Consider the following 14,205-nt stretch of genomic DNA (forward strand, 5'->3'; position numbering starts at 1 on the left):
AACCATCCGATGACGCTCCCAGAGTATTCGAAATGAAAGACGAGTTACAACACCTTTCGAAATCTTCCGAAAAGTTTTCGAAACTTTCCCTTTCCCACGGCAAGCGAACCCGCCTGCACCGGTTGATGTATGGCCACGGCCCCCGTAACGGCAGCCTGCTTGTGCTGCCGTTGGACCAGGGACTGGAACACGGCCCGACCGACTTCTTCCCGAACCCGCCCGCGATCGATCCGGAGTACCAGTTCCGCCTCGCGGTGGAAGGCAACTTTTCGGCGATCGCGCTCGGCGTGGGTCTGGCCGAGAAGTACATGGGCGATTGGTGCGGGCAGGTTCCGTTGATCCTGAAGCTCAACGGCAAGACCAATATCCCCAGCGACGCAGACGCCACCTCGCCGCTCTTCGCCTCCGTCGAAGACGCCGTGCGATTGGGCGCCGACGCGGTCGGCTACACCATGTATATCGGTTCGCCGCGCCAGCACGACGAATTTCGCCAGTTCGAGAAAGTCCGCCAGGATTGCGAACGCTACGGCATGCCGCTGGTGCTGTGGTCGTATCCGCGTGGTTCGGCGATCGATGCCAAAGGCGGCAAAGGCAGCCTCTACGCGCAGGATTACGCCGCACGTGTCGCACTGGAGCTGGGCGCCGATCTGGTGAAGTTGCACGAGCCGGACGATAACCGCGCCAACGTGCCCGCGCCGTATAACAAGCTCGATGAAGACGCATCCGCGCGCACGCAACGCGTCGTGCGCTCAGCCGGACGCACGATGGTGCTGTTCTCGGGGGGTGAGAAAAACGACGACGACGCAGCCGTGTTGCGCAAGGTCGAGTTCTACATGGCCTCCGGCGCCACCGGCGTGATGTTCGGCCGCAACATGTGGTTGCGTCCTTTGGACCAGGCCGTGGCACTCACGAAGGCCGTACACCAGATCATGGCCAAGTATCCGCGCTGACTGTTCGAGGGGCCTCCCCCTCCGCTTCGGCAGTCTCGGCGGCGCCGACCTCTCTCCCCGGCGGGATGCCTCACGCATCCTCCGCCTGCGCCGGGGAGAGGGGGTAAGGCACCGGCGCCGCTTGCGTTTCCCTCCAGGTGTGTTTCGATCAACACTCACGCGCACCCTCTTCCCGCCATCACGTGGAAGCAGAGAAAGTCATGACGCAACGCCTACGTAAACCATCTCCTGCACACCCGGCTCCCTGGTCTTTCCGCACGCAAACGCGTGGTGGGTGCTTCTGCTGCGCGCCACCGCGCGGCGCCGGCACCATTCAGGCGAGCAGCGGGAAAAATCCGCTGCAAACAGCGCCCGATCAAAGCAAGAGCGAGTTGCGGCTGAAGGATTTCAAACCGCGCAGCATGTTGCGCGTATCCAAATCGCGCATCGAAACGCCGCGTTTTCCGGTCATCGATGCGCACACGCATCTCACCTGGTCGACCAACGTACGCAACGGTGTTTCTGTCGGCGAAGACATCACGGTTTTTGCGAAACCCGAAGACCTGCTTCCGGTGATGGATCGAAAAGGTATCCGCACACTCGTCAATCTCACAGGCGGTATAGGCAAGGGGCTGGAACAAACCGTTCGCATGTTTGATGAGGCAGCACCCGGGCGTTTCATCACGCTCACCGAGCCTTCCTATGGGCTATTTGCCGAATCGAATTACCCGCAACTGCAGGCCGATGCGATTGAACATGCGCATCGTGTCGGCGCGCGCGGTTTGAAGTTGCTTAAAACGCTCGGCCTGTATCTGCGCGAACAGATCGATAGCGGTTCATTGGTAGCGGTCGATGATCGGCGCTTCGATCCAATGTGGGAGGCCTGTGCGGCCTACAACATGCCGGTGTTTCTGCATGTTTCAGACCCCGAGGCCTTCTTCCTGCGGACCGACGAATACAACGAGCGCTATGAAGAACTGAGCCATCACCCGGACTGGTCGTTCTACGGCCCGGAATTTCCGAGCAACGAAGAGATCCTCGCGGCGCGCGATCGCCTGATCGCCCGGCATCCCAAGACCACGTTTGCGCTGATGCATGTAGGCAACTGGGCTGAGAACCTGGATGCCGTGTCGTCCTGTCTGGACCGTTTTCCCAATACGCTGGTGGATATCAGCGCCCGCATTGGCGAGCTGGGGCGGCAACCGCGCACGGCACAGCGCTTTTTCGACCGCTATCAGGATCGCATCCTGTTCGGCACGGATGCGGTGCCCTCACCCTATGGCGACGATGTCCCACAGCAGCTGTTCTGCGACGAGCTCTACGAGATTTACTACCGTTTTCTCGAGACCGAGGATGAATACTTCGATTACGCCCCGGCCGAAACACCGCCGCAGGGCCGCTGGTCGATCTACGGGGTCGGACTGACAGACACAATCCTGCGCAAGATATACCATGACAATGCCGCCAGACTGTTGAATATCCGTCATGAGTGAAGCCCGCGCCTCCGTCCCCTCGCAGCGTCTTCTCGTCGAGGAGCGCCGACGCATGATCGTCGACTACGTCGAGAGCAACGGCCGCGCGACGGTCGAAGAACTCGCCACACGCTTTGGTACGTCGTCCGTCACGATCCGCAACGACCTGGAAACGCTCGCCCGCAATTCGGTGATCGCGCGTTCACACGGCGGCGCGCTGCCCGTTACGCAAGCGACCACCAACGATGTGCCGTTGAACATCAAAGAGACGCGCTCGCATCCGCAAAAGTTGCGCATCGGTCAAGCGGCAGCGAAGCTGATTCAGGACGGCGAAACCATCATTCTGGATTCGGGTTCTACCACCGCGGAAATTGCGCGACAGATTCGCCAGATGAAATTCGAGTCGCTCACAGTCGTGACGAATGCGCTGAACATTGCGCTGGAATTGTCGGGACTGCCGAACATTCGCGTGATGATGCTTGGCGGTCTGCTACGGCAAACATCGTATTCGCTGGTTGGACCCGATGCGGAACAGGCGTTGTCGCGTCTTTCGGCGGATCGCCTGTTTCTGGGTGTCGACGGCCTCGATCCGGTGGTTGGTGTCACGACGCCCGATCCGCTGGAAGCGTCGCTCAATGCGTTGATGATTCGTGTATCGCGCGAGACCATCGCTGTATTCGACGCGAGCAAGTTGGGGCAGCGCAGCCTTTCCGTGATCACGCCCGTGCAAACCTTGCATACCGCCATCACCGATAACAGCGCTGCGCCTGAGATGGTCGAGGCACTTCGCAGTGCTGGCGTGAAGGTGATGTTGGTCTAAGCCGCCAACATCATTCCGTCTGCTCTAAAGCGACGAACGAAAGCCAGGCGTGCCTCTCGCTTTTTGCCCGTCATTCCGGCGCAGGCCGGAATCTAGTGGCGATATTGTTTGATGTGTATGAACACTATTGAAGCTTGACGACACTGGATTCCGGCCTGCGCCGAAGCGCTTTTCAACGGCGTAGCCGGTCAATGACGAGCAAGGCAACACTGTCACGAATAATTGGCTCTAAGTACCCACCGGCAACTGAGCACGCTCCAACGCCGAAATATGCCGCTCCAATCGCGGCCCCACATAGCATTGCGAGCCACACGGCAACAGCCCCACTTCGTGAAAAGCATGCAGATACCAAGCCGGTGAGCGCAGCTGCAGATCCTGATGATCGCCATCCGGATCATCGCGATTGGTAAACACTTCCAGAAACGCCACACCTTCCAGCATCTCGGCAATGCCAATAAGCCCCGCGCGTATTTCGGCCGGCTTGAGGTAATGCATCACGTCGGAACACACGATCACATCGAAGCGCGTGTCAAAACGCAGTTCCGCCAGTTGGCTGAAGCGCGCAAGACCGATATTCCGGCTGCGCCCGAAACGTCGAGCGACATATTCACTGGCATCCAGGCCGCGATAATGCACATCAGGTCGCAGCGCACGCAGCGGCGCGCGCCATACACCTTCACCGCAACCAACATCGAGCACATTGCGGATGGGCCTGCCGAGATAGAACTCGGCCTGCGCCACCACCATCGCCACTTTGCGCTTCAACGCCCCCGGCGAACTCACCGCGTGATCGGGATCGCGGTACCACTTGTCGAAATAAGCCTGATCGTAAGTTTTGTGCATGGTTGGGCTCCATCCAGCCTCGCATGGTAACTCCGCATTAACGTCACGGCCTGCTTTTCGTGAATCACAGTGAAATATTCTTCACCTAAAGCAACATTTGGGTCAGCCCTGAGGAAAGATAGACGTTGAGGCAGTAAAGACACTCAACGGGGGGCCCAACCATGCAAGCAGAAACGATCCCACACCCACGAAAGCGACCTTCCCGTCTGCTTGTGGCTCTTTTGCTGGCGGCACCACTGATCTGCCCGCTGTCGCTGAAGGCCGCCGACACCCGTCCGCTAAGCCCTGACGATGTCGCATGGCTGCGCCGTGTCAGCTTCGGCCTGGATAGCGCCACCATCGAGCGCTACCGCGAAATCGGTCGTACACGTTTCCTCGACGAAGAACTGGCCGGCGGCGACGATCCGCTTCCCCCTGCCGTCGCACCGCTCATCAATAGCTACGAGGTCTATAACACCGCGCCCGCGCAACTGGTGGCCCAATACCGGGATGAGCAGCAGAAGGTCAAGAAGACCGACGACTCCGATACCAGCGCCAAGGATATGGCGAAGAAAGATTTCCAGATGTATCGCCGCGACCTCTATAAGCAAAGCATGGAGGTCGAGCTGCTGCGTGCCATCTATGGCAAGAATCAGCTGAAAGAACAGATGGTGTGGTTCTGGCTCAACCATTTCAGCGTGTATGCGCCCAAGGGCGGCGTGGGCCTGTTTACGACCGATTACGAAGAAAACGTGGTCCGCCCGCGTGCGCTGGGCAAGTTCAAGGATCTGGTCATGGCGACGCTGGAAAGCCCCGCCATGGAGCTATACCTGGACAACGCAAAAAATATCCGCGGCAAAACCAATGAGAACTACGCGCGCGAGTTGATGGAACTGCACACGCTCGGCGTCAATTCCGGTTACACCCAGCAGGACGTGCAGCAGCTTTCGCTGATACTCACGGGTTCAGGCGTGGTGGCGCAACGCGGCCCCAATGTCATCGACGGCATCGACGATAGCTTCCTTCGTCAACGTCCCGGTGTCGTGCGCGATGGTTTGTTTATCTTCCTGCCCGGCCGCCACGATTTCTCGAACAAGGAATTCCTGGGACAAACCATTCATGGCAGCGGCTTCGATGAAGTCCAGCAGGCGGTCGACTTGATTGTGCGACAACCGGCGTGTGCGACCTTTGTCTCCAAGCAGATCGCACAGTATTTCGTTGCCGATGATCCGCCGCCCGCACTCGTCAATGAGATGGCGCAAACCTTCCAGCGTACCGATGGCGATATCGCTGCCGTGCTACGCACGATGTTCATGTCCAAATACATCACGCAGAGCTACGGCAAGAAGTTCAAGGACCCTACGCAGTTTCTTGTTTCGGCCATGCGCATCAGCTACGACGGCAAGCCGATCAGCAACGCCGATCCGCTGGTGAACTGGCTCAATCAGATGAGCGAACTGCCCTACGGCCACATCACGCCGGATGGTTGGGCACTGGATAGTGCGAGCTGGTCCAGTTCCGGCCAGATGGCGAAACGCTTTGATGTAGCACGCGCCATCGGCAGCGGCAGAAACCGTCTTTTCGCCGGTAGCGATGGCCAGGTGACGCAAGCCAATCCGCCGATGCTCAACTCAACACTCTTCCAGGAAACGCTCCAACCGACGCTGTCTGCGAGCACGCGCGATGCGCTGGCCAAGGCCGCGTCACAAGTTGAATGGAACACGTTCCTTCTGTCTTCACCTGACTTCAACTATCGCTGAGGCACGCCATGAACCGTCGCGAATTTCTCCTTGCTGCAGGTGCTGCTGCCACATTGCCAGCGCTCTCTTTCTCCGGCCGCCTGTTTGCCACGCCGACAAACTCGCCGCGCTTTCTGTTTGTGTTTCTGCGTGGCGGCTACGACTGCAACAACATGCTCGTGCCCTACAGCAGCGATTTCTATTACGAATCGCGTCCGACGATTGCGATCGCGAAGCCCGACAACTCGTCCAACAGCGCCATCGCGCTGGATTCCAACTGGGGTTTGAATCCGGTATTGCGCGATTCGATCTATCCGCTGTGGCAGAAGAAGCAAATCGCTTTCATTCCATTCGCAGGTACGGACGATCTGTCGCGCAGTCACTTTGAAACGCAAGACAACATCGAACGCGGCCAGCCGCAGGACCAGGGCAGCAACTTCCGCTCGGGCTTCATGGCACGCCTTTCCAGCGTACTCACGGGCGTTCCGGCCATCGCGTTTACCAACAGCCTACCGCTGAGTTTCCAGGGCGCGAGCAAGGACATTCCGAATATCTCGCTCAAGGGCGACACCAAGGCGCACTTTGACGATCGCCAGGCCTCCATTCTCGCCGGCATGTACAAGAACACGTCGCTGGCATCGGCTGCAGCCGATGGTTTGAGCCTGCGTTCAACGGTGTCGATGGATCTCCAGAACGAAATGGTCGCGGCCAGCCGCGGCGCGCCAAGTGCATCGGGTTTTGCGCAGGAAACGCAGCGCATCGCCACGTTGATGCGCGATCAATATCGCTTGGGCTTTGTCGACGTCGGCGGTTGGGATACACACGTGAATCAAGGCAATGTCACGGGCGGTCTCGCCAACAATCTTCGCAATCTGGGTGAAGGCCTTGCTGCCTATGCCAACACGCTGGGCGATGAATGGAACAACACGACAGTGGTAGTCGTTTCCGAATTCGGCCGCACGTTCCGTGAAAACGGCGACCATGGGACTGATCACGGTCATGGCACCGTGCACTGGGTGCTTGGTGGCAAGGTCAACGGCGGCCGCATCGCGGGTGAACAGATTGCGGTCACGCAAGAAAACCTGTTGCAGAATCGCGACTACAAGGTACTCAACAACTACCGCGACGTGTACAGCGGATTGCTCGGCCGCATCTGGGGACTGCAAGGCAATCGTCTGCAGACGGTGTTCCCGCAGGCGCGCCCGCGCGATCTGCAACTGGTGTGATGCAGCGCACCCCAAATCAAACCGTCAACCGTCATTGATCGTCTGCGCCGCTGTGAAACACGTCGGCGCAGACGGTCATGACGATGTGGCAGAATCCCTGCGCCAGGTTATTTCTGCCGCCCTCCCCGCAAGCCTGCGGGACGAGCCAAAACCCGAGAGACTCGCCGCATGCGTCCAACCGCTCTTGCCGCCCTGTCGCTGTCGATAACCTTACTTATTGCCCCTACCGTTACGCAGGCATCCAGCAGCAACGCCACGCTGAGCCAGGAGGATGCGGCGTGGCTGCGGCGCGATGCTTTCGGATTGGATACGGCAACCGTGGCGCAATACCGCGCACTCGGCCGCAAAACCATGCTGGAAAAGCAGCTGGATGATCGCCTCGGCGATAGCTTGCCTGCGCCGGTCGCAGCGCAAATTGCATCCTACGAATCCTTCTACACACCGCTCGATCAGTTGCTGACGTCCATTCAAGACGAGCAGCAGCAAATTAAAGCCATGCTCGACGGCCCTACCAAAGTAGCCGCCAATCAAGCCCTGCAGGCACGCGGCAACAAACTCGGACAGGAAGCGCAACAAGCGGAGCTATTGCATGCCATCTACGGGCCCAACCAGCTCAAGGAACAACTGGCGTGGTTCTGGCTCAATCATTTCAGCGTTTATGCCCAGAAAGGACGCGTGCGTTGGGAACTGGCCGATTACGAACAGAATGCGATCCGCCCGCATGCGCTAGGCAAATTCCGCGATCTGGTGATGGCCACGCTGGAAAGTCCGGCCATGCTGGAATTTCTCGACAACGCACAGAACGCGAAAGGCCACGTCAACGAAAACTACGCGCGCGAATTGATGGAGCTGCACACGCTCGGCGTCAACTCGGGATACACGCAGCAGGACGTGCAGCAACTGGCGTTGATACTTACTGGTGTCGGCATTGCTCCCACCAACGGCAAACCCGAGAAATTCGGTCCGAAGGTCGCGCCGCTCGTCGTTCGCAATGGTTTGTTCGAATTCAATCCGCAACGGCACGATTTCAGCGACAAGGTGCTGCTCGGCAAAACCATCAAGGGCAGCGGCTTTGACGAAGTGCAACAAGCTGTAGATTTGATCGTGAAGCAACCAGCTTGCGCGCAATTCATTTCACGCAAGCTCGCCGAATATTTTATCTCCGACAATCCCCCACCGGACCTGGTGGCGAAAATGGCGCGCACTTTCCGCCATAGTGACGGCGACATCGCAGAGGTTATGCGCGTCATGTTCCAGTCACGCGACCTGATCAGCAACGCAGGCAAGAAGTTCAAGGATCCGATGCAGTTCGTCGTATCGTCCGTGCGGCTGGGCTATGACGGCACGCCGATCGTCAACGCGCAACCGATGGTGGGCTGGCTCAATCAACTCGATCAACCGTTGTTTGGGCGTATTACGCCGGACGGCTGGCCGCTGGACAACATCAGTTGGTCCAGTTCCGGACAGATGGCGAAACGATTCGACATCGCACGCGCCATCGGCACGGGTAACAACCAGCTGTTCACGCCCGTGGGAAGTACCCAGCGCGGCGCGGGTTTTCCAATGCTGACGACACGTCTTTATTACGACGCGATCGAACCGTATCTTTCGCCGGCCACGCACGATGCCCTTGCGAAGGCAACGTCACAGCAGGAATGGAACACATTCCTGCTCTCATCGCCGGACATGAACTACCGTTGATCGTTCATGCGCGGCGATATTCGCCGTGCATAACACGTTCCCAATGCACGCCCCCATCGAAAGAGCTTTCCAGCGTGAGCTGGTAGTCCCCCTCTTCGGATGGCCGGTAGATGTGACGCGTTTGCCCACGCGATGACGTGCGCAGGAAAACCAGCTGCGTTCCATCCCAATGCCCCAGCGCGGGATGCGATGGCGTAAAGCCGTAACTATCGAACCAGTAAAGCGCGTATTCGCCCGGTTCCGCGCCCGCTACGAAAATCGCATGCGCCTGCAACGATGGCTTGCCGTCGCGTTCTTCACGATAGTCCTGCAGCAAGGCTTTGCCGCCGAGTTCGAAACGCGCACTCACTTTCGCCGTCGCGGGGCCGCCTTCGCCCCAGCGGGTTGTAGCGATCTGTTCCTCGCCCAGCCATTCACCCGCCAGTGCAGCAAGGACGCCGTTGCCTTCTGTCGAGGTCATCTGTACTTACTCCTTCACGGCTCCGGCGACCAACAGATGTTTCGCCATCTGACCATGTAGACGTCCGATGGCACGCACCATGTGCAAAGTGGTGAACAAGAGCAGCACGCCGATGATGCACAGGATGAAAGCGGCAGGCCAACCGTTCAACACCAGGATGCCATTGCACACCCAGTCAGGACCGTTGCAGCTGTCCTGAAATCCGGACATGCTCGCGACGAGCTTGACTAAGGGTGCCGCTGTAAACCCCAACGAGATGCTAAGCAGCGTGACCGTAAGCGTGAAATAGATGATGCCAAGCGGCAGCATCATCAGCATGTAGAACAGCGTGCTCCAGCTACGCGGGTCGGTAAACATCGCACCGATCCGCTTCCATATCGACATCCCTTGCGTGGAGAACGCTGGACGACGCGGCATGCGCACACCCAACATCGATTCCACCATGCGCCCTTCCACTAGCGACAACACGCGTACCGAGCCGAAGAACAACATGATGAACGGGATGCCGATAATCAGCACCCCCAGACCCAGCGACAACGAAATACCCGTTACCGTCCAGGTGAAATAGAAAATACCTGTCGCCAATGACAGCACCATGTAGAACAACGCACTGTAAGTACGCGGATCGGCTGCGACGCCAAAAAACTTGCCACCGAGCGAGCGCCGCTTCGGCACCGGCGGCGGACGTAGTGCACGCTGAATCTTGATTTCCTGATCGCGGTAAATCTCCGCGACCTCGTCCGGAGCACCATAACTGCTCACTACCCTGGCAAGCATGTCCGCTTCGCTGCGCCCAGGCTGTTCGGCCAACTCTGCGCGCAGATGTTCTTCTGCGTCGTACAGTGCATCCTGAATCAACGCCGGATCGGCGCCACGCAACGCGGCGCGCAGCTGATCCAGATATTCCGCGATCGTGCGCGGCGTTAGATCTGGACGTGTCGTCATCGCCATTCTCCTTGCAGAACTTTATCAACCGAATCGCGCGTGCCTTCCCACGCCACGATCCACTCTCGCAATACTTCGCGGCCATACTTCGTAATGCGGTAATAACGGCGCGGCGGCCCACTCACCGAGGGCTCCACCTCACTCCCCAACAAGCCGGCCGCTTCCAGATTTCGCAGCACGGGGTAAAGCGCACTCTGCTTGCCCGCCAGCGCACCTTCGCCCAGCTCCTCCAGACGCTTGGCAATCTGATAGCCATACATCGGCTGCCGCGACTGCCCGAGCACCGCCAGCAACACCAGCGATACCGTGCCGGTAGAAAGCTCTTTCTGAAATTTCTTGAGTTGGCCCGCGTTATCGTCCACGGCTGACCCGCTCTTCCACTTATGATGGAGTGCACTGTAGTGTGAACCTCACACTAGTGCATGGGCCTGAAGTCATGGCTCTCAGGGGTGCGTCCATCGGGCACAACACCCATGTATGTACCGGTTGTCCGATTGTTCAACACATCGAAGGAGGCACACTACTGTCCTGCACTTTGATAGCTCCGCGAGCGCTTCGCGGGTTCCTAGGCTACTGCCTTCGATGCAGCGCCGAGGAAGCGTTCGACGATCTCCGGCAGCAACGGGGCGACGGGGAGCGTGTAGTGGGTGGTATTCGGCAAGATGGCGAGCTCGTTTGCGGGCCGCAGAGAGCCATCGATTCCGGCATCGCGCTGGCCGCCGCCCAACGCCTTCCAGAACTCGACCATGTGTTCGGGCCGGATGGCGTCAGCGTCGGCATAGACCAGCAGTGTGCGCGCCTGAAGCTTGGCGACCTCGGCGCTCCAGTCGAAGGAACGTTTGGTCATGTCGCCGACCTTCCTGAAGAGGTTGGTCCAATCGACATTGGGATAGGTCTGCCCTAACGGCGATGCTTTGACGCCAGGGCCCAACGTGGCAGCGTTGGCCTCCAACTGTTTGAAGGCCACTACCACCTCCGGATAAAAGCCGTCCTGCCTCATTGCCGCAGACACGAGCACGAGCCGGTTAACCACGTCCGGATGACGGATAGCGGTCTGCAGCGCGACGCTGGAGCCCAGTGAGTAGCCCATGACGTCGGCCTTGCCGAGTTTCAGATGGCCGATCAGCGCGGCAATGTCGTCGCCCATCGTTTCACTGCGCAGTGGCCTGTCCGTATCTGGCGTGCGCCCATGTGCCTGGAGATGGACGGCGATCACCTGCCGGCTCTTGGCCAGTTCGGCCAGATTGCTCCCGAAGCTGTCCGGGTCGATGCCACCGTGGAGAAGAATGAGCGGCTTGCCGGCGCCATGCACGCTGTAAAAGAGATGCTGACCATTGACGTCGGCAACATGCTGATTCGACATGGTGAGAGTCTCCTTGGCTCGAACGGGAAGGACCGCAGTCAGCACTGCGGTCGCCATGGCAGTCTTCAGGAAATCGCGTCTGAGCATATCGTCCTCATGCGGCGCCGACTGGGCCAGCGCGGCTAGCGATCGTGTGTTTCATCGCCATCCTTTCCATGCGCACGTGGCCGCGGTGTGTTCACTATCTGCCTGCGAGCAACTCATCCAGCTGCGCGAACTGTTCGGGCAGGCCTTCCGCCGAACCGGCGAGGGCTTCCTCAAGGGCTTCCGTCGTTGGGTAGAGTTCGTGAAAAATGACCAGCGTCTTGCCGGCATTTTCTTCGAACGTTACCGTGGTCAAGGCGCCCTGATCGCTATCTTCGTTCGTCCATACGAGACGCTTGTGCGGCGTTACTTCTTTGTACGTGCCGAAGAACGCCATCGGTTGATCGAAGTCCGGATGGCTGAACACGAGGCGATACGTACCCCCGGTGCGAACATCCATGTCGCACGAGACCAGCGACATGCCCACCGACTTCGGAACCCACCAAATCTTGAACAATTCGGGTTTGCTCCACGCTTCGAACACGATATGCGCCGGGGCGTTGAACGTTCGTGTCACGACGAATTCGCGGTCGGACTTGCGCTCCACAACGGTGCGGTTCATGACGGCGGAACTACTTTCTCTTGCTTCTGGCATTTGCCTTCTCCTTGCGGTTCAAGTTCTCGACAATCTCGTCCAACGCGTCGAAACGCGCGCTCCATAGTTGGCGGTGCTGCTCGATCCAGGCGGCCTCTTCTTCCAGCCGGCGCAGTCCGAGCTTGCAGGTTCGTACGCGCCCAACCTTCTCCGTGATCACGAGTCCCGCCTGCTCCAAGATGCTGACGTGCTTCTTCATGCCCGTGAGGGTCATGTGAAACCTTTGGGCAAGGTCGGTAATTGAGGCTTCTGAACCCCCGAGCTGCTCCAGCACGCCGCGTCGGGTGACATCGGAGAGCGCGGCGAACGTTGTGTCGAGGCGTGTTTGATAGTGAACCATATGGTTCACTGTAAGACGCACATGGGGGATTTGCAAGCGGATGACCCCACGGGCGCAAATCGCACGCAGCTCCTCTGCCGCTCCGAACCCAAACTGCACATGCCGCGCGCGGGCAAGGTTCCGACAGGCGGCTTTGTGGCAGTCAGATCAAGACGTCGAATGACTCCTCAGGGCCGAAAGTGGACGCTCTGCCAAAGGTTTCAGCACAAACTTTGGTCATCGAAGGGTTGCTTAAGGCGAGCGCCACGAATTCTAAATAATGTTTTATTTAAAGTGCACAGACTTAGCTGTCCACTGGTCAGCAAAGTACGTACGCACCTCAAACTGCACAGACCTTGGTTTCGAAAAACGCACACATTTTGGTGTCAGTGGTTAGCGCAAAAAAAGCGATCTCGCATCGATCAAGAAATAGCCCTTTCGTATGATGCATCTTGACGTGTATTGCCGCACCCTACTTGGCAACTCAGCCTTTGTCGCGACGCACGATCGCACTCGATGAAAAGCTTAAAGACCTCCTTCACTTCATATTCGGAGAATGGGTGCCGCTGGAAAATGTCATTGTTGCGTTCCGCATGACATGAATACGACGAGCTACCAGAAAAGCAGCGACATCCGTCACGAAGGTCACAAGTCATGAATAAAAATTTCCATGCGCCGGGCCAGCTAAATGCGAAGCGTCGCGATTTTTTGACAGCGACCATTATCGGATCACTCGCTCTCGCCGTAGATCGCATATCGAATGCGTTCGATCGCTCAGAGGTTTCTAGCGACCGATCTCGTCCTGCGAAACCTCCACAGGAACATGTCACCATGACCACGTTATATAAAATGCAAAAAGTGGAAGACGTCGACGTCTTCTACCGTGAAGCGGGTCGCCTGGACGCACCGGTGCTACTTCTCTTGCATGGATACCCGACCGCCAGTCACATGTTCCGTGACCTCATTCCGTTGCTGGCTAACGATTACCATGTGATCGCCCCGGATCTTCCGGGCTTTGGCAATACGAAGGCACCCCCGCGTGGAACATTTGACTATTCGTTCGACCATCTTGCGCAGATCGTCATTGGTTTCACGAACGCATTGAACCTCAAGAAATATGCGCTATATGTTTTCGACTATGGTGCACCCACCGGCTTTCGTGTCGCAGTTGCTCATCCCGAGCGCGTGACGGCAATCATCAGCCAGAATGGCAATGCCTACGAAGATGGTTTGAGCAACGTTTGGGGTCCTTATCAAGCGTATTGGCGGGCCCCGTCGGAGAAGACACGAGAAGCGTGCCGCGATGCTCTTTCACCCGAAGCGATACGTATGCAGTATTTGCATGGAGCCGATCCCCTGAAGGTATCGCCCGACGGCTACACCCTCGACATTGCATACATGAGCCGCCCGGGAATGGATGATATCCAGCTTGACCTCGTGCTGGATTACCGCACCAACGTCGCCTCCTATCCGGCATGGCAAGCCTACTTTCGCGAGCATCAACCGCCATTGCTCGCGGTATGGGGCGACCAAGACCCATTCTTCCTTCCCGCGGGCGCAAAGGCCTATAAGCGTGACATTCCGGAAGCCGAAGTGCATTTGTTGAATACCGGACATTTCGCGCTTGAGACGAATGCGCGTGATATTGCCGATTACATACGTGACTTTCTAAAGCGGAAAGTAAAGGACGTTTCCTAAGGTGCTTACGATCCGGCATCACAGGCAAGACT

The 14,205-nt window shown here is 58.2% G+C and carries 14 protein-coding genes; 7 read left to right on the forward strand and 7 right to left on the reverse strand.

Annotation, left to right across the window (positions count from 1 at the left end):
• The first annotated feature begins 32 nt into the window (after positions 1 to 32).
• The 3 genes from EKH79_RS06520 to agaR all read left to right on the forward strand — a co-directional run bounded on the left by EKH79_RS06520 (position 33) and on the right by agaR (position 3,221).
• Complete coding sequence (locus EKH79_RS06520) at positions 33 to 950, forward strand: class I fructose-bisphosphate aldolase (protein ID WP_126672948.1); 918 nt, start codon at positions 33 to 35, stop codon at positions 948 to 950.
• A 200-nt stretch (positions 951 to 1,150) separates the two neighbouring features.
• Entirely contained in the window at positions 1,151 to 2,422 is a 1,272-nt protein-coding gene (locus EKH79_RS06525) for an amidohydrolase family protein (RefSeq protein ID WP_126672949.1), read from the forward strand.
• The gene (gene agaR, locus EKH79_RS06530; RefSeq protein WP_126672950.1) at positions 2,415 to 3,221 is read left to right on the forward strand and encodes a transcriptional repressor AgaR; all 807 of its coding nucleotides are present in this window, start codon (positions 2,415 to 2,417) and stop codon (positions 3,219 to 3,221) included. Before EKH79_RS06525 ends, agaR begins: the two co-directional genes overlap by 8 nt.
• A gap of 228 nt (positions 3,222 to 3,449) precedes the next feature.
• Here agaR and EKH79_RS06535 read toward each other — a convergent pair whose 3' ends face one another.
• The gene (locus EKH79_RS06535; protein WP_126672951.1) at positions 3,450 to 4,064 is read right to left on the reverse strand and encodes a class I SAM-dependent DNA methyltransferase; all 615 of its coding nucleotides are present in this window, start codon (positions 4,062 to 4,064) and stop codon (positions 3,450 to 3,452) included.
• Positions 4,065 to 4,225: 161 nt separating this feature from the next.
• Between EKH79_RS06535 and EKH79_RS06540 the strand changes: the two genes are divergently transcribed.
• The 3 genes from EKH79_RS06540 (at position 4,226) to EKH79_RS06550 (ending at position 8,709) form a co-directional block, all read left to right on the forward strand.
• Positions 4,226 to 5,803, forward strand: coding sequence for a DUF1800 domain-containing protein (locus tag EKH79_RS06540; RefSeq protein WP_126672952.1), 1,578 nt, complete (start codon positions 4,226 to 4,228; stop codon positions 5,801 to 5,803).
• 8 nt (positions 5,804 to 5,811) lie between these two features.
• The gene (locus EKH79_RS06545) at positions 5,812 to 7,008 is read left to right on the forward strand and encodes a DUF1501 domain-containing protein (RefSeq protein WP_126672953.1); all 1,197 of its coding nucleotides are present in this window, start codon (positions 5,812 to 5,814) and stop codon (positions 7,006 to 7,008) included.
• 168 nt (positions 7,009 to 7,176) lie between these two features.
• Complete coding sequence (locus EKH79_RS06550; protein ID WP_126672954.1) at positions 7,177 to 8,709, forward strand: DUF1800 domain-containing protein; 1,533 nt, start codon at positions 7,177 to 7,179, stop codon at positions 8,707 to 8,709.
• A 4-nt stretch (positions 8,710 to 8,713) separates the two neighbouring features.
• Here the strand turns inward: EKH79_RS06550 and EKH79_RS06555 are convergent, their stop codons facing one another.
• From EKH79_RS06555 to EKH79_RS06580, 6 genes are all read right to left on the reverse strand, one after another.
• Positions 8,714 to 9,169, reverse strand: coding sequence for a DUF1579 family protein (locus EKH79_RS06555; protein WP_126672955.1), 456 nt, complete (start codon positions 9,167 to 9,169; stop codon positions 8,714 to 8,716).
• 6 nt (positions 9,170 to 9,175) lie between these two features.
• Positions 9,176 to 10,114 (reverse strand): sensor domain-containing protein, encoded by a 939-nt coding sequence (locus EKH79_RS06560; protein ID WP_126672956.1) that lies wholly within the window; start codon positions 10,112 to 10,114, stop codon positions 9,176 to 9,178.
• Entirely contained in the window at positions 10,111 to 10,476 is a 366-nt protein-coding gene (locus EKH79_RS06565; protein WP_126672957.1) for a PadR family transcriptional regulator, read from the reverse strand. Before EKH79_RS06565 ends, EKH79_RS06560 begins: the two co-directional genes overlap by 4 nt.
• Positions 10,477 to 10,679: 203 nt before the next feature.
• On the reverse strand, positions 10,680 to 11,477 hold the full coding sequence (locus EKH79_RS06570) for an alpha/beta fold hydrolase (RefSeq protein ID WP_126672958.1): 798 nt from the start codon (positions 11,475 to 11,477) through the stop codon (positions 10,680 to 10,682).
• Positions 11,478 to 11,658: 181 nt separating this feature from the next.
• Complete coding sequence (locus EKH79_RS06575; RefSeq protein WP_126672959.1) at positions 11,659 to 12,123, reverse strand: SRPBCC family protein; 465 nt, start codon at positions 12,121 to 12,123, stop codon at positions 11,659 to 11,661.
• Positions 12,124 to 12,133: 10 nt separating this feature from the next.
• Complete coding sequence (locus EKH79_RS06580) at positions 12,134 to 12,496, reverse strand: ArsR/SmtB family transcription factor (RefSeq protein WP_126672960.1); 363 nt, start codon at positions 12,494 to 12,496, stop codon at positions 12,134 to 12,136.
• A gap of 810 nt (positions 12,497 to 13,306) precedes the next feature.
• Between EKH79_RS06580 and EKH79_RS06585 the strand changes: the two genes are divergently transcribed.
• Entirely contained in the window at positions 13,307 to 14,173 is an 867-nt protein-coding gene (locus tag EKH79_RS06585; protein ID WP_126673087.1) for an alpha/beta fold hydrolase, read from the forward strand.
• The last annotated feature ends 32 nt before the right edge of the window (positions 14,174 to 14,205 follow it).

The organism is Dyella dinghuensis, from assembly GCF_003977615.1.
GTDB lineage: Bacteria > Pseudomonadota > Gammaproteobacteria > Xanthomonadales > Rhodanobacteraceae > Dyella_B > Dyella_B dinghuensis.